General features: G+C 42.9%; 12 protein-coding genes and 2 pseudogenes. All 14 read left to right on the forward strand.

What is annotated here, in order from left to right:
- The 14 genes and pseudogenes from GWP43_RS00895 (at position 1) to GWP43_RS00955 (ending at position 22,088) form a co-directional block, all read left to right on the forward strand.
- Entirely contained in the window at positions 1-369 is a 369-nt protein-coding gene (locus tag GWP43_RS00895) for a hypothetical protein (protein WP_162662058.1), read from the forward strand.
- Positions 370-646: 277 nt separating this feature from the next.
- Positions 647-2,659 carry an RHS repeat domain-containing protein gene (locus GWP43_RS00900; protein WP_414162712.1) on the forward strand — a complete coding sequence of 671 codons (2,013 nt, stop codon included), beginning with the start codon at positions 647-649 and terminating at the stop codon, positions 2,657-2,659.
- Positions 2,660-2,661: 2 nt separating this feature from the next.
- On the forward strand, positions 2,662-3,402 hold the full coding sequence (locus tag GWP43_RS00905; RefSeq protein WP_162662059.1) for a hypothetical protein: 741 nt from the start codon (positions 2,662-2,664) through the stop codon (positions 3,400-3,402).
- 12 nt (positions 3,403-3,414) lie between these two features.
- A complete protein-coding gene (locus tag GWP43_RS00910; RefSeq protein WP_162662060.1) occupies positions 3,415-4,416 on the forward strand; it encodes a tetratricopeptide repeat protein in 1,002 nt (333 codons plus the stop codon).
- 115 nt (positions 4,417-4,531) lie between these two features.
- On the forward strand, positions 4,532-8,986 hold the full coding sequence (locus GWP43_RS00915; protein WP_230977846.1) for a toxin TcdB middle/N-terminal domain-containing protein: 4,455 nt from the start codon (positions 4,532-4,534) through the stop codon (positions 8,984-8,986).
- 86 nt (positions 8,987-9,072) lie between these two features.
- On the forward strand, positions 9,073-9,285 hold the full coding sequence (locus GWP43_RS00920) for a hypothetical protein (RefSeq protein ID WP_162662061.1): 213 nt from the start codon (positions 9,073-9,075) through the stop codon (positions 9,283-9,285).
- Between the two features lie 361 nt (positions 9,286-9,646).
- Positions 9,647-9,877: pseudogene (locus GWP43_RS15480) on the forward strand (RHS repeat-associated core domain-containing protein); the annotation flags it as partial.
- 554 nt (positions 9,878-10,431) lie between these two features.
- Positions 10,432-10,833 (forward strand): hypothetical protein, encoded by a 402-nt coding sequence (locus tag GWP43_RS00930; protein ID WP_162662062.1) that lies wholly within the window; start codon positions 10,432-10,434, stop codon positions 10,831-10,833.
- A gap of 80 nt (positions 10,834-10,913) precedes the next feature.
- Positions 10,914-11,231, forward strand: a complete 318-nt coding sequence (locus GWP43_RS00935; protein ID WP_162662063.1) for a hypothetical protein — start codon at positions 10,914-10,916, stop codon at positions 11,229-11,231.
- 41 nt (positions 11,232-11,272) lie between these two features.
- The gene (locus GWP43_RS14150; RefSeq protein WP_203232430.1) at positions 11,273-11,476 is read left to right on the forward strand and encodes a hypothetical protein; all 204 of its coding nucleotides are present in this window, start codon (positions 11,273-11,275) and stop codon (positions 11,474-11,476) included.
- Between the two features lie 11 nt (positions 11,477-11,487).
- Positions 11,488-11,994 carry a hypothetical protein gene (locus GWP43_RS14155; RefSeq protein ID WP_203232431.1) on the forward strand — a complete coding sequence of 169 codons (507 nt, stop codon included), beginning with the start codon at positions 11,488-11,490 and terminating at the stop codon, positions 11,992-11,994.
- Between the two features lie 518 nt (positions 11,995-12,512).
- Positions 12,513-12,611, forward strand: a pseudogene (locus GWP43_RS15335) (hypothetical protein); the annotation flags it as partial.
- 586 nt (positions 12,612-13,197) lie between these two features.
- Complete coding sequence (locus GWP43_RS15340; protein ID WP_162662065.1) at positions 13,198-21,600, forward strand: toxin TcdB middle/N-terminal domain-containing protein; 8,403 nt, start codon at positions 13,198-13,200, stop codon at positions 21,598-21,600.
- Positions 21,585-22,088, forward strand: coding sequence for a hypothetical protein (locus GWP43_RS00955; protein WP_162662066.1), 504 nt, complete (start codon positions 21,585-21,587; stop codon positions 22,086-22,088). The genes GWP43_RS15340 and GWP43_RS00955 overlap by 16 nt, the downstream gene beginning before the upstream one ends.
- The last annotated feature ends 218 nt before the right edge of the window (positions 22,089-22,306 follow it).

A 22,306-nucleotide genomic window follows, 5' to 3' on the forward strand; every position in this document is an offset into this window, starting at 1 on the left:
ATGAATGAACTATTTTTTACCACTCTAGCTTTAGTTTTTTCTAACACTATTATAATACGTCTGGTTTTATTTGCGCTTAGCTCAAATGAATACAGTAAAAAAATTCGGAAACTGATAAAAAGGAGGAATTCAAAATGGATACTAATACAAAGAATTACCGGTATTATTTATTGGAAAGATAAAAATATATTATTGAAAATTTCAGTAATTGTCCTTATTTTATCTTATATTCTTATTTTATATGCTTTGATTATATTAATTCTTTCAAAGGTAAATAATTTAAGCAATACTAGGCTAATTTCAGTACCGCTAAAAATATTTTGTATAATTGCTTCTATTAATTTTGCGTTATTATACACAAGTAAATAGATGAATTTTAAACTTAATGCAACAGGTGATTATATTTTAGTGGAAGTAAAAACCGTCTATCAGGTATTAAGTGATAGTTCATGAGATTATAAAGAGCTTGTTATAAGAGTTTATTCTCTCTTCTCACAGAACGAGTTACGGCCGTATGTGGGAAGCCGTATCAAATCTGTACGCCCTTGTACAGATTTGAGATTATATTTTGCTGACAGCAAAATATGATATTATTTAGAACCACCGCCATCCGTGACGGTAGTGAAGTGGAAAAATATTTTTTAAGGTGAAAACAAATTATTTTTATTCACAGCGTGCTTCTCCTCTCCCCCGGACAGCGATTGAAGCAGAAATCCTTTTTGCCGCTTGTGTAATGCAGGTGCGGTTTTTGAAGCGGCCGAGCGGAAAAACACCGCTTAAAAAAAATAGCAGCGGCAAAAAGATTGAAGCGGAAAGCGCGGTGCCGATACTTGTGTACCTTTGCATTGTATTGATAGTACACAAGTATCGGCAGTCCGCCAAAGAAAGCTGCTCATTAAAAAGAAACACTGTGTCGGAGGTTTTTCCGCTTTCGGCAAGGATTGCCGGAAGCGGAAAAACGAAGCCTTTTGAAAAGAGGCGGAGCAGATACAAGGAGACAGCCGAAAATAAAGCGGAGGCGTATCGGGTATACGTCGAGCATTTATTTTCGGCGTGCGACGCCGTAGATGCCCGCATATTTTCAAAAGGGGACGGGAACATGACACGTAAGATGAGCACCACGAACCTCCCCGGCGCCCGCGGTAACGCCTACCCGAAAGCAGAGCTTGACTATGAGCTCACCTACGAGTACGACCCTGCTTACGCACACCGGCTTGTACACGCAGGAAACCGCTACTACCGCTATGATGCGAACGGCAACATAACGGCAGAAAAAGACGGGCCGTTTACCGAGGAGGATGAGTTTGTCTTTACCTACAACTACGACCCCGACACCGACGTCTACGGCACCGACTACGGCTTCGGCCTTGACGCCCCGAAGGAGACGGAAGAGAGTCATCCTGAAAACCTATTCGCGTACCGCCGTAACTACACATGGAATGAAAAGAACTTACTCACTAAATCGAGCGACCGCAGCTACACCGTGCACTACCGCTACGGTGAGGACGGACAGAGAGCCTTAAAGTATACGGAAGAGGGACGTTCTGAAACGCTGTATTTCAATAACTTCTACACGATACACATCCCTGTGCAGGATAAGAATAACCCGCAAGGCTTGAGAGTACATAAGCACATCTTTGTAGGTAACTCACGGCTTGTTACCGCAATGACCCACACCGATAACAACGGAGACAATGCCGAGCAGCGGGAGAAACGGTATTACTACCACTCAGACCACTTAGGAAGCGCACAATTCGTAACAGACTGGCGAGGCAGGCAATACGAGCACATCGAGTACACCCCCTACGGAGAATTATGGATAGAGGAGGTATCCGCAGGCTTAGATAAGCTGCCGTTTAGGTTTACCGGTAAGGAGATGGATGAAGAGACGGGCTTATACTATTACGGCGCGCGCTACCTTGACCCGAAGTATTCAAGGTGGCTGAGCGGGGATCCGGCATTAAGTGAGTACATTCCAAAAGCCCCGATAGACGACGAAGCCAAGAAGCACAACGAGAATTTACCCGGTATGGGCGGGGTGTTTAATGTGGTGAATCTACATCTATACCACTACGCGGGGAATAATCCGGTGAAGTATACTGACCCGGATGGGAAGAGCCCGTTAAGTTTATTAATTCCGAATCCGGAAAAGATTTCTAAAGAAGATGCAAGGAAATGGATAGATGATAATGTTTGTACAAATAATTTTGGTTTCTTAATATGCCAAGATATGTATACGAAATCTTTTAGAGGTGATACTTCTGATTATGTAAAAGGAAAAGATACATATATTGCTACAGCGATGCGAAATGATACCGATGCTTATGCGAATAAAATAATTAAAACACGATTGAAAGCCGGTATAACGGAAGGTTCTGGTGGTACAACATCTTGGACAAAAAATGATTTAAAATTGTCCGTGGGCTCTTGTGGTTTTTCTTGGAAATTAGATTCTTATGACGAGAAAAATAAAATCGCCACTGTGACGGTTACCGTTACAGACATTTTTGATTTTAACAAAGATGATAAAGGTAATAGAGATGCTGATGCTGAAAAATTGACGGCATTAGGGAGGAAAGCAGAATTATCATCTTATAATGTGGAAGTTACGTATGAACTGCAGATAAAAGTAAGTATACCTTTAACTGAGGAGAAATAAATATGAGAAATATAGCGATACTTCCTTTTATGCTTATTTTTTTGATTGTAGGATGTGATAAAAATACAAGCGATATTGACAAAGAACTCTATAAATTGAGTTATGGTCGATATGAGATTGCAGGAGGAGGAATGTTTGATAAATACTATACGGATTATAAAGGCAATACAATATCAATGCCATTGCTTCCTTGTGGATTGTTTTTATATTTCTCTAATCATGAAGAATTACCAATTTTAGACTACCAGAAAAGAATTGAAGATGTAGGCTTTTATCCGATGCATAATGTACAAAAAGTAATGATTTGTCAAAAAAGATTGATTGTTTTAAATGACATCGGTAAAATATATGAAATCAGCTTAATGAATCCTTGGTACTATACCGAAAAGGATAATATTTCAGATTTAGATAAGAAAAAAAGTATCAAGGTATATAACTTTATAAAAAACGGAAAAAAATATAAAAATACTTATGCACATACATTTGGCCTACAAGATAATGATAAGAATAAGAAATATAAAGTTGCATACTCTACTCCCATTATTAATGGGATAACGAAAATTGGACTTTGTAGCCATAGATATTTAGTAGGCGAAACGATCTATTCATTTTTTGCCTTTGATATAAAGAATCAAGAAATTACATATTTTTTTGATGAAGAAGAGTATAAGGATTTTTGCTATAAGAATATTTATTCTGCCGGTTTTGAAATGCTTATTTCTTTATATTGTTACAAGAAATGAAAGAGAAAAATTATGAAGAAATTGTACCTAATCTTACTTTTTAGTATGTTTTTTGCTTTCAGTCTTGCAGCACAGCCTTTGTCGTACGATTCTTTTACAAAAAAATACAAAGAAGCTGCGCAGTTGTATTATCAAAAACGATACGAATCTGCTTTGCAAATTCTTGATATTCTAGCGGCAGATGATTATGCACAGACTTATCCATCTGTTTTTCTTAGCAGGTCTTTAGTGTTATATTACATGGGAAGATATGATGAAGCAAAAATAGACATAGAAAAAGCTATTGCCTTTCAGCCTTATACATTGAAACTGCGCTTATGTCGTTCGATGATAAATATGGCTTTGAAAGAATATGAAGAAGCTTTAGCGGATATAAACTATTGCCTGGAAAAGAATCCTACATGGGCAGACGCTTATCATCAAAAAGGTTTAATATATCTGACTTTATCAAATTATTCCGAAGCTTTGGATAACTTCGATAACGCACTTGCAACCGCAAACGGCTCTTACAAGCCGGAGTATTTTTCTGACAGAGGTTTTTCGTATTATTATTTGCACTATTTTGAAAAAGCAAAAGATGATTTTCTTCATTCACTGACACTTACAGAAAACGATAATGTATATTTATGCCTTATAGATGTTTGCTATAAATTACAGCAATATGACGAAGGTATTAAATATGCAAATATTCTCATAAAACCAGGACGGCGCGTTGAATCTGCAATAATAGACCGCGCATATATTTATCTTGTACAAAAGCGCTATGACGAAGTAAGAGCCGACTTAGATTTAATCGAAAAATCATGTGAAAATCTTAGTTCATATCATAAGGTAAAAGCAGTCTATGCTATATTAACAGGCGATAAAGCTTCTGCAATTGAAGCAGTTGATAAAGCTTATACATTAAATTCACAAGACAAAGATATTTTGATATTGAGGGAAGCGTTGAGTACAGATGAAATTGATATTCGTAAGATCGTAAATTTGCTAATAGATTTTAGCTATACTTTTTAACTTACATTATTTTCTCACAGAATGAGTTACGGCCGTATGTGAGGAATAAACAGAAATAGGGACGGTAGTATTCCGGACAGCGATTGAAGCGGAAATCCTTTTTGCCGCACGTGTAATGCAAGTGCGGTTTTTGGAGCGCTTAAGCGGAAAAACACCGCGGGAACAAAACAGCAGCGGCAAAAAGATTGGAGCGGAAAGCGCGGTGCCGATACTTGTGTACCTTTGCATTGTATTGATAGTACACAAGTATCGGCAGTCCGCCAAAGAAAGCGGTTTATTAAAAAGCAAGACTATGCCGGAGGTTTTTCCGCTTACGGCAATCCTTGCCGGAAGCGGAAAAACGAAGCCTTTTGAAAAGAGGCGGAGCAGATACAAGGAGACAGCCGAAAATAAAGCGGAGGCGTATCGGGTATACGGTGAGCATTTATTTTCGGCGTGCGACGCCGTAGATGCCCGCATATTTTCAAAAGGGGACGGGGATGGGTTAGCCGACAGGGTCTTTAACATCGGCGGAGCAAATAAGCTGTATGTGCAGCGGAACAAGTTAGGGAAAGTAGGCTTATTAAAGAAGATAAAACTACCGACCGGTGGAAGCTATGAGCTTGAGTACGCACGAGTAGGGAATACGCGGGAATTACCGCAGAGTAAGTATGTGTTAAGCAGCGTAACGATGAACTCCGGGCTCCAGAGTAAGAGCGGGAACGTACAGTCGTACCGCACAACCTACGCTTACAAAGACGGATACTATGACCGCAAAGCAAAAGAGTTCTATGGATTTAAGACAGTCCGCGCGGTAACGGGGACGGGCAAGACCACCGAGACCGAGTACTACATCGATGCCTATTACCGCAAAGGCATGATTAAAAAAGAGACGGTAAGCACCGGAGGAAGCATCTATTCGATAAAAGAGTATGAAGTAGATGAAGAGCCTCATGCGCGGATAAAAAAAGAGTGGAACACAATACGAGAAGGATACCGCTCGATACAAACGGAAAGCGACTATGAATACGACCGATACGGTAACGTTACGGAGCTGGACGACAAGGGAGACGTCAGTAGAAGCGACGACGACATCATTGCCCGAATACGGTATTGGGACAGCGGCGATGAGCGGCGCTACTTTAAAGCGCACCCGGAGCGTATCGAAGTGCTGGACGGCAAAAGCGGCAGGCTGTTGCGGAAGCGCGAAGGACGCTACGATAATAACACCGGTGCGATAACGGAACTAAAGCAATACATCTCAAGCGGCACGAGTCTTACCTACACGATAGACTGGGATGAGAAGGGAAACATTAAGACCCTGATAAGTCCCACAGGCAAGAAGGTAAGCTACCGCTACCAAGATGGGATATATGTAAGTAAGATAACCGAAGAAGGCAGTAAAGGCGGCACTCCGTACGAGAGTACGCTCCTGTGGGACAGTGCCTTAGGAGTAAAGCTTGCAGAAACCGACAGCGCGGGTAACACCATGAAGTACCGGTATGACGGCTTCGGGCGAGTTATTGAAGTGCGAAGTCCCTATGATGATCCTGCAGGTACTCCCTACGCAAAGTACGAATACCATACCCCGGAATCTTCTTTCTGGTACACCGTAACGGAGAATAAGCTGACTACCAAAGCAACGGACAAAGCCGTGATGAAAACCGTCGTCATGCACGACGGCTTAGGCCGCGCCCTCTACACGGCGAAAGAAGGGGAAGTGTACCGAGAAGGAACCGCCGGAGAAACGAATGTCGGGTGGAATATTTCAGGGGCGACCTACTACGATGAGGCAGGCAGAAAGATAAAAGAAGGAATGCCGTTCTTCTATGGCGGCGATTTACCGAATGAACTTGCCAACAAAGCCGCCTACGCAAGCGTCGAACAGTTCTATGAGCTGAACGACTTTACCAAGCTCCGCAACGAAACGGTATACACCTACGACGGCATAGACCGAGTAATAAAAACATTGTTGCCGGATGGAAGCGAACAGAAAAACGAGTACGCAATAGAAAACAGCCTACAGGTAACAACCGCAACCGACCCGCTTGAGAATAAGAGCGTTACAAAGAAAGACGCGCGCGGAAACATCCGCGAAGTGGAACGAAGGGACAAGGCAAACAACATCCTCACCAAAGGCCGGTACGAATATTCGGTATTGGGAGAGATGCTTCGGGCATACGACGCCAATGAAAACATTGTCTCGGTAACATACGACCTGTTAGGGAGAAAAGTAGCCTTAGAAAGTAAAGACACCGGAAGGAAAGAATGGCGCTATGATAGTAAAGGCCTCCTTGAAGCGGAATCGGATTCACTGCTGCGCAGTAAGTTAAGCGAGATACAGTACCACTACGACGGTTTTGACCGGCTCGTAAAGATAGACTACCCGTTTAGCGAAGATGTTGAATACACCTACGGAGTGCCCGGCCAAGTTGGTGCAGGCGAGATAGTCCATAAAAAAGATGAGAGCGGAGAGATACGCTACAAGTACGGGAAGTTAAGCGAAGTCGTAGAAGAGACACGAACGATTAAGCGCTATGAGGTACTCAGTAAGCCGGAAACGGCGACCTTCACCTATTGCTCGGACTACCTCGGCCGTATGCAGACCATGCACTACCCCGACGGGGAAACTATTACCTACACCTACGACAAAGGCGGACAGCTCAAAGGGGTGAGCGGCGTAAAGAACACAATAAAAGGAACGGAAAACTATAGTTACATTGACACGATTGTCTATGACGAACACGGGCAGCGCGTGTATATCAAATACGGAAACGGCGTAGAGACCCGCTACCGCTACGACGACAAGCGCCGGTGGTTAAAAGACATCGAGACGAGAAATAAACAAACCGATGAGGTATTCCAAAAGATAAGCTACCGCTTCGATAAAGTCGGGAATGTCCTCGGTTACAGCAACGACGCGAGTGTCTACGAGACGAGCCAGAGTTACACCTACGACAGCCTCTATCAGCTCATCGGAGTGGAGGGAACCAGCAACCAGTACAAGGCGATAAAAAGCTTTGGAAGTACGCCGGTACATGTTGCAAAGTATAAGCAAGACTTTGCCTTTGACGGCATCGGGAATATGACACGTAAGGCCAGCACCACGAACCTCCCCGGTGCCCGCGGTAACGCCTACCCGAACGCAGAGCTTGACTACGACCTCACCTACGAGTACGACCCGGCCTACGCACACCGGCTTGTGCATGCCGGAAACCGCTACTACCGCTATGACGCGAACGGCAACATAACGGCGGAAAAAGACGGCCCGTTTACCGAGGACGATGAGTTTATTTTTACATACAACTACGACCCGGACACCGACGTCTACGGCACCGACTACGGCTTCGGCCTTGACGCCCCAAAGGAGACGGAAGAGACGCATCCTGAGAACCTATTCGCGTACCGGCGTAACTACACATGGAATGAGAAGAACCTCCTCACTAAATCGAGCGATCGAACCTACACCGTACACTACCGCTACGGTGAGGATGGCCAGCGCGCCTTAAAGTATACGGAAGAAGGACGTTCTGAAACCTTATACTTTAATAACTTCTACACAATACACATCCCCGTGCAGGACAAAAACAACCCGCAAGGCTTACGCGTACATAAGCACATCTTTGTGGGTAACAGCCGGCTTGTTACCGCGATGACGCATACCGATAACAACGGAGATAACGCAGAGCAGCGGGAAAAGCGGTACTACTACCACTCAGACCACTTAGGAAGCGCGCAGTTTGTAACCGACTGGAGAGGCAGACAGTACGAGCACATCGAGTACACGCCATACGGAGAACTGTGGATAGAGGAAGTAGCTGCAGGGTTAGACAAACTGCCGTTCCGGTTTACGGGTAAGGAGATGGATGAAGAGACGGGGCTGTACTATTACGGCGCGCGTTACCTTGACCCGAAGTATAGCCGGTGGATTAGTACAGATCCTGCTCTTTCAGAATATATGGCAGGTTCCTCCGTAGGCGCAGGGGGAATATATAATACGGTCAACTTTAATGTATATCACTATGGTAATAATAATCCGATCAAGTATACGGATCCTACAGGAATGTGGATAGATAATGGAGATGGAACATATACTGCAGAAAAGGGTGATACCCTTTGGGATAAATACGGAGCTGATTGGAAGGAGAAGTCAGGATTTACAAGAGATCCACGGACTTTACAAGTCGGTGAAACTGTAGGAGAGAAAAATATTCCTACATATAGCGATGCATCAGCAGAAATGAAACAACAAATTCCACAGGGTAATGCTCAATATTCAAATGAGCAAGATACGCCATCGCCCCTAGTAAATTCAAATCCTGATAGTAAAGGTTATTCACGAGGTGCTAATATTGCTATTGGATTAGGTGAAATTTTATTGGGGATTGGTTTTTATGTTGGTTCGACTATAACGGCAGTAGGTATTGACGTTGCTACAGAAGGAACTGGTAGTTATTATGCAGGAATGGCTATTCTAGAAGGATATGCAACAGGCTCTTTGTTATTTGCATATGGAATAACTCGTTTGGCAGGAAGTAATAATCAAAAATTTAAGGATGATATAGTTGGTACCTTTGTGCCTCCTGAATAAGGATGATATAGTTGGTACCTTTGTGCCTCCTGAAGTTGATGTTGCCAATAGTATGAATGATTATTCAAAAAGGAGGAATAAATAATATGCATGATGGAGGAGTTATAATATTAATTATAGTTGGATTAATTACATCTTTACAGTTTGTTGTACGTTTTATAATTGACCCATTCGTAAAGAATAAAAACGGAGAAAAAAATAAATATAGTAAAATAAAAATTTTATTAAGCGTTTTTTATTGTATATTTTTCTTTGTTTTATTATTTCTAGATGTACAAGGCTTCTTTGAATATAAATAGAATTAGGGACGGTAATATTTCGGATAGCGATTTAATCAGAAATCCACTTTCCAGTGTTGTACGTTCTGAGTACAACGCTTGAAGGCGAGTTTGACAAAATGTCAAACCCGTGTACTGACAGGATGTCAGAAAAATAAGAACGTCCACGGATGTGCGCTTTTGCATGTTTCAATCCGTGGATGATTGTAAAGTTGCGCGGTTTTTGGAGTGAACGACCGGAAGTAGAAAAACGAGGTCTTTTGAAAAGAGACATGCTGGATGCGAGAAGCGAGAAAAAATTAACCGCAGGCGTATCTATGATACGTTGAGGATTAATTTTTTTGAAGCGACGAAGCAGACGGCGTGTATATTTTCAAAAGGAAAGGAGACGGGCGTTAATTACTACGGCGCACGCTACCTTGACCCGAAGTATAGTAGATGGTTGAGTGGGGATCCGGCGCTGGGTGACTACATACCGAAAGCGCCGATAGATGATGAGGCGAAGAAGCACAACGAGAACTTACCCGGTATGGGTGGGGTGTTTAATGTGGTGAACCTGCACCTGTACCACTACGCGGGGAATAATCCGGTGAAGTATGAAGATCCTGATGGGGCTTTTATTTTAATGGTTGGGCTATCTAATACGGCTGGTGGTGGATTAGGGGTATCAAATAATAGCGGTTTTTTTGTTTCACTTCCTTTAAACGGAAAAGATGCTTCTATTGGTACATACACTATAAGTCAAACAGGGGCGTATATAGGATTAGGAGCTTCTAGTGGAATTGAACTTACGCTGGCACCGTTTGCTGACGAATTTAGTGATATAGAAGGATTTTCATTAGTTAGTGGTGCTAGTGTTAGCATTTCTGGCCTCATAGGTGTCGGAGGAGAAATTGGATATAATCCTACAGCAAATAGTTTATCTGAGAAAATTCAAAGTATTACTATTGCTGGATCAATTACTGCTAATGTTCCAGGTGGTTCTCCTGGTGAAGTACATACATGGACGGCCTATACGGTAAAAGTCTCTGAACTAAATATAACTAAAACTCTTAAAGAAATAAAACAGATCACTAACGATATTGAGAAGTTTTTGAAAAATAACGATACTGATGGGTTGATGAATTATCTTAAAGAGAATGAATTAATATTTCAAGGGATGTGAGTATGGAAAGTATAAAGATTATAGAGGCTATTATAATTGCAGCATTTATTTTTCCGGCACTTTCTGTATTAATCATAATCCTTCTTGTGATTTTTACGCATATTTATTTTCATCGATCAAATCTTGCTTCTTCATTTTACGAACAAGCAACAAGAGAAAAAATATTTTTTTTTAAAAATGCCGTATATAATTCTGGATTAATTTCATCGTCGTGGGATAGATTTAGATTCATAGTAAAATGGTGTTTGAATGAAGACTATATAAAAGAAGATTCTATTCAAGCGAAACAAATAAAGAAGTGTGTTTTTATATTAAATATGGTACAATTGCTTTGTTTTCCTTTATCTTTATTGTGGGTTTTACTGTGTTTGATTACAGTAGCAATTACAATTTTCCTCATTTAGATAGGAGAGAAAAATAGTCAAATAATGAACGATCTATCGGGTTTGAATTTAAAAAAATTGAGGAGTAATAAAAGAAATATATGAAGAAAGTAGGAATATGTATTATTATATTAACTATAATATTTGTAATTATTGCTAATATGGATAAATATTATGCCAGTGAAAACTTGGTTTTTGATACTACAGATATTATTAATGATAATTATTATTTAACTGTTAAAGAAAATATGGAAAATATTCAGGTATCTGCTTTACAGTGGTATTATACTAATATTGTAGTTACTATTTTATTGGTGTTATGGATTCTGACAGGACTGCTATTTTTATATGTAATGACACGCTATGTATTGCCTTATTTGTGGTATAAAAAGTATGATCATATTTTTGATGGGTCTTAATTTTGTATGTATGCGTTATACTAAGAAAATAATTTCAGGCTATGAAAACAAAATTTTGTTTTTATTCACAGCCTAATTATCCTCTCCCCCGGACAGCGATTGAAGCAGAAATCCTTTTTGCCGCGCGTATAATGCAAGTGCGGTTTTTGAAGCGACCGAGCGGAAAAACACTGCTTAAAAAAAGCAGCAGCGGCAAAAAGATTGGAGCGGAAAGCGCGGTGCTGCATTTTGTTTCTTTATTGTAATAGTAAACAAAATGCAGCAGTCCGCCAAAAAAGCAAGAAACAAAAACAACAAAAGCTCTTTACCGGAGGTTTTTCCGCTTACGGCAGGGATTGCCGGAAGCGGAAAAACGATGCCTTTTGAAAAGAGACATGCCGGATGCGAGGAGCGAGAAAAAATTAACCGCAGGCGTATCTATGATACGTTGAGGATTAATTTTGAAGCGACGAAGCGACGGCGTATATTTCAAAAGGGGAGAAGCGGGAATGATAGCAGTAATATCAGCGAAGGACAAATTTCCGAGCGAGTGCGTGTGGATAGAGTACGAAGCGGTAAGGTAAGGGGAGAAGGTGAAGATGATGAAGGGAATAAAAGAAGCAGTGGCAGGGATAGTGAAGAAAGCAGTATTTACGGTCTACCTTTTTACGGTGATAGCGCCCGGCGGTGTGTATGGACAAGGGCGGAGAGAAGGGCGCGGCGGAGAGAGAAGCGAGTGCGGTTGTGGCGCAAAAGGTTATCGGGAAAGAAGGAGGAGTGTTAGAGGCGGAAGGAGTACGCTTTAGTATCCCTGAAGGAGCGGTGGAAGCGGAAACAAAGATAACGATTAGCCGGCTGTATGAAGTAGCAGAGGGAGGAGAAGTAAAGAACGTCACGGCAGGGTTTGGCGGGTGGCGGTTTTTACCTGAGGGGATGAAGTTTAAGAGGGCGTGCGAGCTTTCGCTTGAGTACGATGCGCGGATAGAAGGGGAAGATGCGCAGGGGATTTATACGTACTACTATGATGAGAAAGAGAAGCGGTGGGTTGCATTAGAGCGAAAGAGAGTCGATGAGGAAGGGAAGCGGATCGAATCGTATACGGATCACTTTACGGATATGATCAACGGGACGTTGAGCTTACCGGAGAGCCCCGAGCCGGTGCGGGTGAACTTAAACAGCATCAAGGAGTTAAAAGCGGCGGATGCGGCAGGGGGGATAGAGGGAATAGAAGGACTGAAAGGAGGAAGTGAAGGAAGCGCATCGTTTGGGATAAAGCTCAAAGTACCGGAAGGAGTGAAAGGGATGGCGCCTGAGCTGTCGTTACGCTATGCGAGCGGGAGCGGGTGGGGGCTTATAGGGAAGGGATGGAGTTTAGGAGGAGTAGAAAGCATAAGCGTCGACACGAGGTTCGGGTTACCTGAGTATAACGGGAAGGACACGTACATAGTGGAAGGGAGCCGTGTGAAGTATGAAGGGGGAAAGTGGAGAAAGGAGAAGGAGCAGCAGTACGAGCGGATAGCAAACGGCTGGGTCGAAGGGAGAGGAGTAAGTGAAAATTATTTTGAAGTAACGGGGAAAGACGGACGGGTAAAGATATACGGGAAAGAAAGGTGGAGCGGCAAAGGAGCAGGTGCAAAATATATTTATTATTTGGATAGGGAGAGCGACAGCTTCGGAAACGAGGTGAAGTATGTGTACAAGAAAGAAAACGGCGCAGAGGGAGAAGAAGTGCTTCTTGAGGAGATTGTATACGGGAAAGAAGGAGAGCGAAAGGTTAGGCTTGAGTATGAGGGCAGAGGCGATGTGCGGCTTGAGGGACGGGGAAAGTACGTGCGGAAGGAAAGCAAGCGGCTGAGCAGTATAGAGATGAGCGTCGGCGGGCGGGTTGTGAGGAAGTACGGCTTTGAATACCGAGAAAACGAGATGGGAGAGAGCCTACTTGTCAAACTTGAAGTAAAGGGAGAGGGAAGCAGCGAAGGATATGGGTATGAATTCGGGTATGAGCAAGCGGAGACGGATGAGAGGGGGAAGGTTAAAAGTATTTGGAGAGACGGAAGGGTGGTATACGGGAGAAGGGTTATCAGGAAAAAGCAATGGGGGAATACAAGTTTCAAGTGGATATGCTATGGGTTCAAACTATGCATATTCAACAGGGATAGGGATAGGTCCGGCAAGTGGGGAATTTGATATAAGAACGACTAGAGGTTCCGGAGCCGGTTTGGTAGAAGGAGAGCAGGCAATTGAGCAACAAGTATACGTAGATATAGACGGGGATGGCAGAGCCGATGCGATAAGTAGGGGAGAAAAGGGACTGTCGGTAATGCGTAACAACGGGCATGGATTTGATAAAGCGGAAATATGGGAAGTAGATATAAGCGGAATAGAAAAGGAAGAGAATCAGACAGTTAGTACAAGTATCAACAGGTTTTTGGGAGCAGGAGGGGGCGGCGGGGTAACCTATGGGTATACGCGGCAAAACAGTTATCATCATCTTAAAACGAGCTTTGCGGATATGGATGGAGATGGGCGAGCGGATATCGTAGTATCAGGAAAAAACTATTATTTAAAGAATAGCGGGGAAGGATTTAAAGCTGTAGAATTAAAGGGTTTGGAGAAGATTAAAGTACCGAAAGTGGAATTAAGTGAAGAACAGAAGAAGGAGTATGATAACAGTTTTTATCAGCAAAATCCGTTTCGGCAATGGAAGAGTCGATATGGAGGGACAATAAAGATAGAAAGTATTGCGGAAATGGATGAGGGAAATAAAGATAAACGAGAGGTGGTGTTAAGGGTCTATAAAGGGGAAAAGAAAGAGAGTGAAGAAAGCATAAGCGAAGAAAAGAGAGTGAGTGTAGGAGAAAAGAAGTTTGAAATAAAGGGTGGAGAGAGCCTCTATTTTGTGCCGTATGCGGCATGTAATGAAGGAGGGCAACGGATAAGATGGAAGATAAAGATAAGGTATGAGCAACTAGAGCCGTTTAACGATATGGAAGGACGGATAAGCTGGCGATTGGACAAAGGGAGTGGGAAACGGGAAGGAGCACTAAAGAGCATACGGGAGCAGGATAGCGATGGAAGTGTAAAGATACGAAAAGATTGGTTTGAGATCGTCAGTCGAGGAGCAAACGAGCAGGGAGGGGATGAGAGGAGAGCGGCGGAGTATCTGATAAGGAGAGGGAAATTTATCCCGATTATCATAGATAAAGAAGGGATGGATAGCATATTACAGGCAGCGGGATATGAGCATGAAGGAAAACAAAACGAAATAAAAGAGTTGATAAGCAGGTTGTATATCTATGAGATTGTAAATGAAAGATACGTACTTTTTGATGAGCAGATGAAAAAGCATAAGGTGTATGAAAGTGAAAGAGAATTAAGCGAAGCAGAAAAAGAGCTAATGCAGGTGATGGCCGCATTGAATGACGATCAGATCAGAGAGGTGCTGAAGTATCGGAATAAGTATATCACAGGAGAAAATGCGAAGCGGCTTTTCTTAGACGGTTGTTTTTGTGAAGGAAAAGAATGGGCTCGATCGCGGATAGAAAGGGAGCGAGAGATAGGAGTAAATAAGATTGGCTATGTAGATGAGAAAGGGAGAATATACCTTGATCGGCTTAACGGGAAATATGTTACGGCATTAGGGAAGGAAATCTATTTAGGAGAAGAAAAGATTGGTGAAGGACAGATAGAAGAAGGATATCGTAAGAAAAAGATCGTGTTTAAGATGAAAGGGGACGGGAGTCAGATAGAATATGAAGCCGGAGTATATGAGCCGAAAGGATTTAAGCTTGGAACGGATGAGATAGAAAGGATAGTCATATTCCGAGGTAAGAGCGGAGAATACAGGGAAGAACATGAACGGTGGAGTATTTTAGGGGAAACTGAATATGAACGGCTTATACGGGTTGCAGGACGAGAGGAAGAAGGAAGAGTCTTTATAGAGGGGATATATAGGAAGGATAAAGGACAATATTATCTTCGGAGACAGGATATCGGATCGAAGGAGAAGGAGCGGCTAAATAAGCTTTTAAAAGAATATGAGAAAGAAGAATTTGCCGAAGGAGAAGGATATCGCTATAACGAAAGAACGAGGGAATATGAGTTAGCGGATAGTGAATATTTACATCTGGTAAGCGAGGGGGAATTAGAAGACCTGAGTGAGGTGGAGCGAGAACAAGAGAAAAGAAGGTATGAAAAACTAAAAGAAGGGGCGCGAAACAGTTTTGTTGGGCGGTATGGACGAATAAAGCGGGTTATGAAGTATAAAGCTCATGATCGCTATAGCGTGCTGGCAAAAAGCGGGCAAGATTTCATACGGATATATCTGATAGAAGGGGATAGTCTTACCCATATTGACGTTGTGTTAGACAGATGGGATAGCGGAGAAGATTATTCGAATGAAGATATCGGAAAGGATGTACTGTCGTATGAAACGGAAAGCGAGCGGGAAGTCGTAAAGGGAATGGAAGAGAAAGATGGGGAGTTTACAAAAATAATAGAAAAAGTGAAAGTAAAGAGCAGGATGTCTACGGCGGTTAGGGAAATATTATCAGGGGGAACTAAGCAATGGTTTTATGGGATATGGATAAAGGATCAAAACAGAGAGGAGTACGCATTTAGTGAGAAAAAATTAACACCGAATATCAAAAAGATCAATCAACGAGAGTTGAAGCGTGAAATAGAAGAAAAGAATAGCAATAAAGAGAAGACAATGGAAGATATGACGGATGGCGAATCTCTGTCGTATTATGTGATGACGGCAAACAACAAGAAGAATAAAGAAAAGTATACGGTGATAAGAAAAGAGGCAGAGAGCGGGACTGAACTGGATGAGCAGTATTATGTAGGAAATATCAATGAATGGATAACGGAGGATAAAACAGAATTATATACGTACACACCGTTTTTATATCAGGATAGCATATACAGTAATAGAGTCGGCGGAAGCAAGTATTATCGGATACCGGGTATTGAGCAGTCAGAGATGAAAGGATTCCCAAGTATAAAAGGGAGTTCCAGTAGCAGTACAGAACATGCATTTGCTTCCCTTTTAAATTTTGAAAAGGACGAGTCACTCGAAAGTATTCCAGCTGATAAGTTTATGGAGACATTCTTCTCGAAAGCTGCGCATGTTGTAGAAAAAGTAATCAGACGGCTTTTAAGTAATATCAGTTATGCAAAGTCCGAGGGATTAAGTAGTACGAGTATTATGGTAACCGATATGGATGGGAACGGGACGGCCGATATTGTCATGAGCGAGGCGGATAGGGTAATCGTACATTTGAATAAAGAAAACCAATTTGGTGAAGGGTATGCTATTACCAACCTGTACAACCTTGCCGAAACAAAGGATCGTGTAGATACATTCGGAAGCGGATTAAGCAGAAGCGGCTCCGTAAGTAAAGACTATGATTCAAAGCACCGTTTGCTTATGGTAAGGCCGTCGTCCGGTGTAGCTATCAGTAAGGGGATCAGTATAAGCCGAGGAGAAAGTAATGATACGCAGTCTTTTATCGATATAAATGGAGATGGATTACCTGACAGTATGAGGACGGACGGAGCGTATATCAATACGGGAGATAGCGTGACTCGGATAGCAGGGCTGAGCTGTGCATTGGAAAAAAGAGAAACATATACGCTTGCAAGTTCAGTGAATATGGGAGGAGACCTTTGTACAGAGATAGAGATGCAACAGGTTTCTGCCAACGTATCAGGAGCGATAGGATATTCGGGAGCGTATAACAAGATAATACGGCGTTTTGTCAATATAAGAGGTACGCTGATAGATAGCATAACGATGAAAAAAGATGAGGCAGAATTAACGGTAAATACAGGGAATCGATTTTCGGAAAAGAAAGTACGGGTAGCATTGCCTGCATGGGATATAAGCGCCAAGAATAAAGCAAATTTGTTTTTTGTAATGGACGGAAATGTCTTTTTTACGTTTTTTAGTCATATACCGGGATTAGGGAAGGTGTTGAGTAAAAAACAAACGTCTGCTTTTGCACGTGACGGACTATCGTTAAATCCGCTAAGCGTCGCTTTATTGGCAAAAATAAATACGATAGGGATATCTTCGAGCGTTGCATTGTCGGCGAATGTCGGCGGGGGTGTTTCAGCAACGGTGAGTATTCCTATCGAGACGGTAAGAATAAATATACCCTTTAACGGCGGAAAGGGAATAAATATCATGGGAAATGTCAACGGTGTAGCAGTATCGATGCAGGATATAGACGGAGACGGCCTTGCCGACCGCATATTGAGGATACCGGGGAGAACCGGGGCGATCTATGTACAGCGGAACAAGCTTGGCAAGGTCGGGCTTTTAAAGAAGATAAAGCTACCGACCGGAGGCAGCTATGAGATAGAGTACCAAAGAGTAGGAAACACGCAGGAGCTGCCGCAGAGTAAGTATGTATTAAGCAGTGTAACGATGAATTCCGGGCTGCAGAGTAAGAGTGGAAACATACAATCGTACCGCACAACCTACACCTACAAAGACGGCTACTATGACCGCAAAGCAAAAGAGTTCTATGGGTTTAAGACAGTACGTGCGGTAACGGGAACGGGAAAGACGACCGAGACGGAGTATTACATTGATGCCTATTACCGCAAAGGGATGGTAAAAAAAGAGACGGTCAGCCATAACGGCATCGTTTATTCGATAAAAGAGTATGAAACGGATGAAGTCCCCCATGCACGGGTAAAGCGAGAGTGGAACACCATACGGGAAGGATACCGGTCGATACAAACGGAAAGCGATTATCGCTATGATCGATACGGCAATGTTACGAGCTTAGAAGATAAGGGAGACGTTACGAATCCCAACGACGACATTATTGCCCGCATACGCTATTGGGATAGCGGCGATGAGCGGCGCTACTTTAAAGCGCACCCGGAGCGCATCGAAGTGTTGGACGGCAAGAGCGGACGGCTGTTGAGGAAGCGAGAAGGACGCTATGATAGCCAAACGGGCGCGATAACGGAAGTAAAACAATACACGGGCAATAACACACTCCTTACCTACACGATAGAGTGGGATGAAAGCGGGAATATCAAAACACTCACAAGCCCCACCGGAAAGAAGGTACGCTACCGCTACCAAGACGGGATATACCCGGTTAAGATAACGGAAGAAGGAAGTACAGGCGGAGTGCCGTACGAGAGCACGCTCCTTTGGGATAGCGCCTTAGGAGTGAAACTGGAAGAGACCGACAGCGCGGGTAACACCATGAAGTACCGCTACGACGGCTTCGGCCGTGTTATTGAAGTACAAAGCCCGTATGATGATCCGGCAAAGGTGCCCTACGCAAAGTACGAATACCATACCCCTTCATCTTCTTTCTGGTACACGGTAACGGCAAATAAGCTTACCACCGAAGCAACGGACGGAGCCGTGATGAAAACGATAGTCATGCATGACGGCTTAGGCCGCGCCCTCTACACCGCGAAAGAAGGGGAAGTGTACCGAGAAGGAACCGCCGGAGAAACGAATGTCGGCTGGAATATATCAGGGGCAACACACTATGATGAGGCAGGAAGAAAGATAAAAGAAGGAATGCCCTTTTTCTACGCAGGCGATTTACCGGCTGAGCTTGCCAATAAAGATACGTATGAGAAAGTCGAGCAGTTCTATGAAACGAACGACTTTACAGCGCTGCGAAATGAAACCGCCTACACCTACGACGGTATTGACCGAGTTATTAACACATTATTACCGGACGGAAGCGAGCAAAAAAATGAGTACGAAATAGAAGACGGCCTACAGATAACGATCGCAACCGACCCGTTAGAGAATAAGAGCGTTACAAAGAAAGACGCCCGTGGAAACATCCGGGAAGTAGAACGAAGGGACAAGGCAAACAACATCCTCACCAAAGGCCGCTACGAATACTCAGTCCTCGGCGAGATGCTGCGCGCATACGACGCAAATGAAAACATTGTCTCGGTAACGTATGACCTGTTAGGGAGAAAAGTAGCCTTAGAAAGTAAAGACTCAGGCCGGAAAGAATGGCGCTATGATAGCAAAGGCCTCCTTGAAGCGGAAACGGACTCACTGCTGCGCAGTAAGTTAAGCGAGATACAATACCACTACGACGGCTTTGACCGGCTCGTAAAAATAGACTACCCGTTCAGCACTGACGTTGAGTATGAGTACGGAAAGGCAGGAGAGGCGGGAGCCGGCGAGATTATACACAAGAAAGATGAGAGTGGAGAAATACGCTACGAGTACGGCAAGCTTAGCGAAGTCATAAAAGAGACGCGAACAATTAAGCGTTACGAGGCGTTAAGCGAACCTGAAACGGCAACCTTTACCTACCGCTCCGACTACTTAGGCCGTATGCAGACGATGCGCTACCCTGACGGGGAGACCATAACCTATACCTACGACAAAGGCGGCCAGCTAAAGGGGGTGAGCGGCGTAAAGAACACGGTAAAAGGAACGGAAAACTATTCCTACATCGACACAATCGTCTATGATGAGCACGGGCAAAGAGTCTACATCAAGTACGGTAATGGTGTAGAAACGAAATACCGCTACGACGACAAACGCCGATGGCTGAAAGACATTGAAACAAAGAATAAACAAACCGATGAGGTATTCCAAAAGATAAGCTACCGCTTCGATAAAGTCGGTAACGTCTTAGGTTATGCGAATGATGCAAGTGTGTACGAGACAAGCCAGAGTTACACCTACGACAACCTCTACCAACTTATCGGAGTAGAGGGCACGAGTAATCAGTATAAGGCGATAAAGAGCTTTGGAAGTACGCCGGTACATGTTGCAAAGTACAAGCAAGACTTCGCCTTTGACGGCATCGGGAACATGACACAAAAAATAAGCACCACGAACCTCCCCGGCGCCCGTGGTAACGCCTACCCGAAAGCCGAGCTAGACTACAGCCTCGATTACGAATACGACCCGGCCTACGCACACCGTTTAATTCATGCAGGAAACCGCTACTACCGCTATGACGCGAACGGTAACATTACGGCGGAAAAAGACGGGCCATTTACCGAGGACGATGAGTTTGTCTTTACCTACAGCTACGACCCCGACACCGACGTCTACGGCACCGACTACGGCTTCGGCCTTGACGCGCCGAAGGAGACGGAAGAGACGCATCCTGAGAACCTATTCGCGTACCGCCGTAACTACACCTGGAACGAAAAGAACTTACTCACCAAATCAAGCGACCGAAGCTACACCGTACACTACCGCTACGGTGAAGACGGCCAGCGCGCCTTAAAGTATACGGAAGAAGGACGTTCTGAAACGCTCTACTTTAATAACTTCTACACGATACACATCCCCGTGCAGGATAAAAACAACCCGCAGGGCTTACGCGTACATAAGCACATCTTTGTGGGGAACAGCCGTTTAGTTACGGCAATGACCCACACCGATAACAACGGGGACAATGCAGAACAGCGGGAGAAGCGGTACTACTACCACAGTGACCACTTAGGCAGTGCACAGTTTGTAACCGACTGGAGAGGCAGACAGTACGAGCACATCGAGTACACACCCTACGGGGAACTTTGGATAGAGGAAGTAGCCGCCGGCTTAGACAAACTGCCGTTTAGGTTCACAGGAAAGGAGATGGACGAAGAGACAGGACTCTACTACTACGGCGCAAGGTATTTAGACCCGAAGTATAGTAGATGGTTGAGTGGCGACCCAGCGCTGAGCGACTATATACCCAAAGCGCCGATAGACGATGAGGCGAAAAAGCATAACGAAAAACTGCCGGGAATGGGTGGGGTGTTTAATGTCGTGAACTTGCACCTGTACCATTATGCGGGAAATAATCCGGTTAAATATGTGGATCCGGATGGGAGGGATATAGAACTTCAAAATGATAATTTATCTCCTAAAGAATTTAAAAAAGTTGAAATAGAATTTAACAAAGTGAAAGGGTCTGACACGGAAGCTGGAAAGATGTTAAGAGAGATTAGTGGAGACAAAACTAAAAAATTGACAATAAAATTTGGTAATGGTAAACAAGACGGTAGTTATTATCAAAAAGGTAATAATTTTATATATATAGAATTATCTAATATGGACGAAGAAGATTATTTTGAAACAGGATTATTCTATGATATCGATTCAACTATAGCTCATGAAACAGGGCACGCTCATGCTGATTTGTATGGCTATGATCCAGTAGGCGTAACTAGCTTCCATACTAAAGCATTAAGGGAGCAAGTTGCTGGTGGAATTGAAAATAATTATCGTGCTATTATGGGATCGGGGGAGAATCCAAAACAACGAGAGCGGTATTATGTTAATAATTCGGACGGGAGTGCAACTTATTTTGCTCTTCCACAATGGAATAAAGCGAACAAATCATGGAGTTTGTATGGAAGAAAATGGACGCCAAGATAATCTTTTTTAATGTTCTATTTATATCTTTTTTTTCTAGCTATGTTTTTTCCAACGGAGATATTTATATTAATAATGCTAGTGAACTGAAGGAAAAAAAATATAAAACTGATATTGAATTAATAATTGAATATCATACCAAACCTATGGAAGAAGTTTATAAGTATGCAACAGCTACTATTGAGATTATATCATTGTATGTTGACGGTGTTCTGAGAGAAGGGGCTGAGGATGAGCTGATATTAGAAGGGTATTTATTTTTGACTGAATGTACAAAAAATGGTCATATAAAAAAAAGAAAAATAATAGAATATCGTTCTCAATCTCATGAATGGTTCTTGTATTTAATGCCTCGTGGTAGGCTAACGTATTTAAAAACGTATCATATTCCTGAAGAAAGCAGAGAATTAAAGATTAATTACAAGATTGTACTTCCATTTCTAAACGAAGAATTTATGGAATCAAAGGAAAGTATTTTAAAAATACGTTAAATAAATAGAAGATATTGAGTATGTTTTTTATCAAATATGAAACTGAAGAAAATATAAATGGTGAACTACCACCGATAATATACTGCTTATTAAAAAGAAACACTGTGTCGGAGGTTTTTTCGCTTACGGCAATCCTTGCCGGAAGCGGAAAAACGAAGCCTTTTGAAAAGAGACATGCCGGATACGAGGAGCGAGAAAAAATTAACCACAGGCGTATC

Source organism: Treponema vincentii, from assembly GCF_010365865.1.
Taxonomy (GTDB): Bacteria; Spirochaetota; Spirochaetia; order Treponematales; family Treponemataceae; genus Treponema.

Coding starts and splice junctions, on each gene's coding strand:
- GWP43_RS00895 (WP_162662058.1), top strand. CDS start 1: ATGAATGAACTATTTTTTACCACTCTAGCTTTAGTTTTTTCTAACACT.
- GWP43_RS00905 (WP_162662059.1), top strand. CDS start 2,662: ATGAGAAATATAGCGATACTTCCTTTTATGCTTATTTTTTTGATTGTA.
- GWP43_RS00910 (WP_162662060.1), top strand. CDS start 3,415: ATGAAGAAATTGTACCTAATCTTACTTTTTAGTATGTTTTTTGCTTTC.
- GWP43_RS00915 (WP_230977846.1), top strand. CDS start 4,532: ATGCAAGTGCGGTTTTTGGAGCGCTTAAGCGGAAAAACACCGCGGGAA.
- GWP43_RS00920 (WP_162662061.1), top strand. CDS start 9,073: ATGCATGATGGAGGAGTTATAATATTAATTATAGTTGGATTAATTACA.
- GWP43_RS00930 (WP_162662062.1), top strand. CDS start 10,432: ATGGAAAGTATAAAGATTATAGAGGCTATTATAATTGCAGCATTTATT.
- GWP43_RS00935 (WP_162662063.1), top strand. CDS start 10,914: ATGAAGAAAGTAGGAATATGTATTATTATATTAACTATAATATTTGTA.
- GWP43_RS14150 (WP_203232430.1), top strand. CDS start 11,273: ATGAAAACAAAATTTTGTTTTTATTCACAGCCTAATTATCCTCTCCCC.
- GWP43_RS14155 (WP_203232431.1), top strand. CDS start 11,488: ATGCAGCAGTCCGCCAAAAAAGCAAGAAACAAAAACAACAAAAGCTCT.
- GWP43_RS15340 (WP_162662065.1), top strand. CDS start 13,198: ATGAATTCGGGTATGAGCAAGCGGAGACGGATGAGAGGGGGAAGGTTA.
- GWP43_RS00955 (WP_162662066.1), top strand. CDS start 21,585: ATGGACGCCAAGATAATCTTTTTTAATGTTCTATTTATATCTTTTTTT.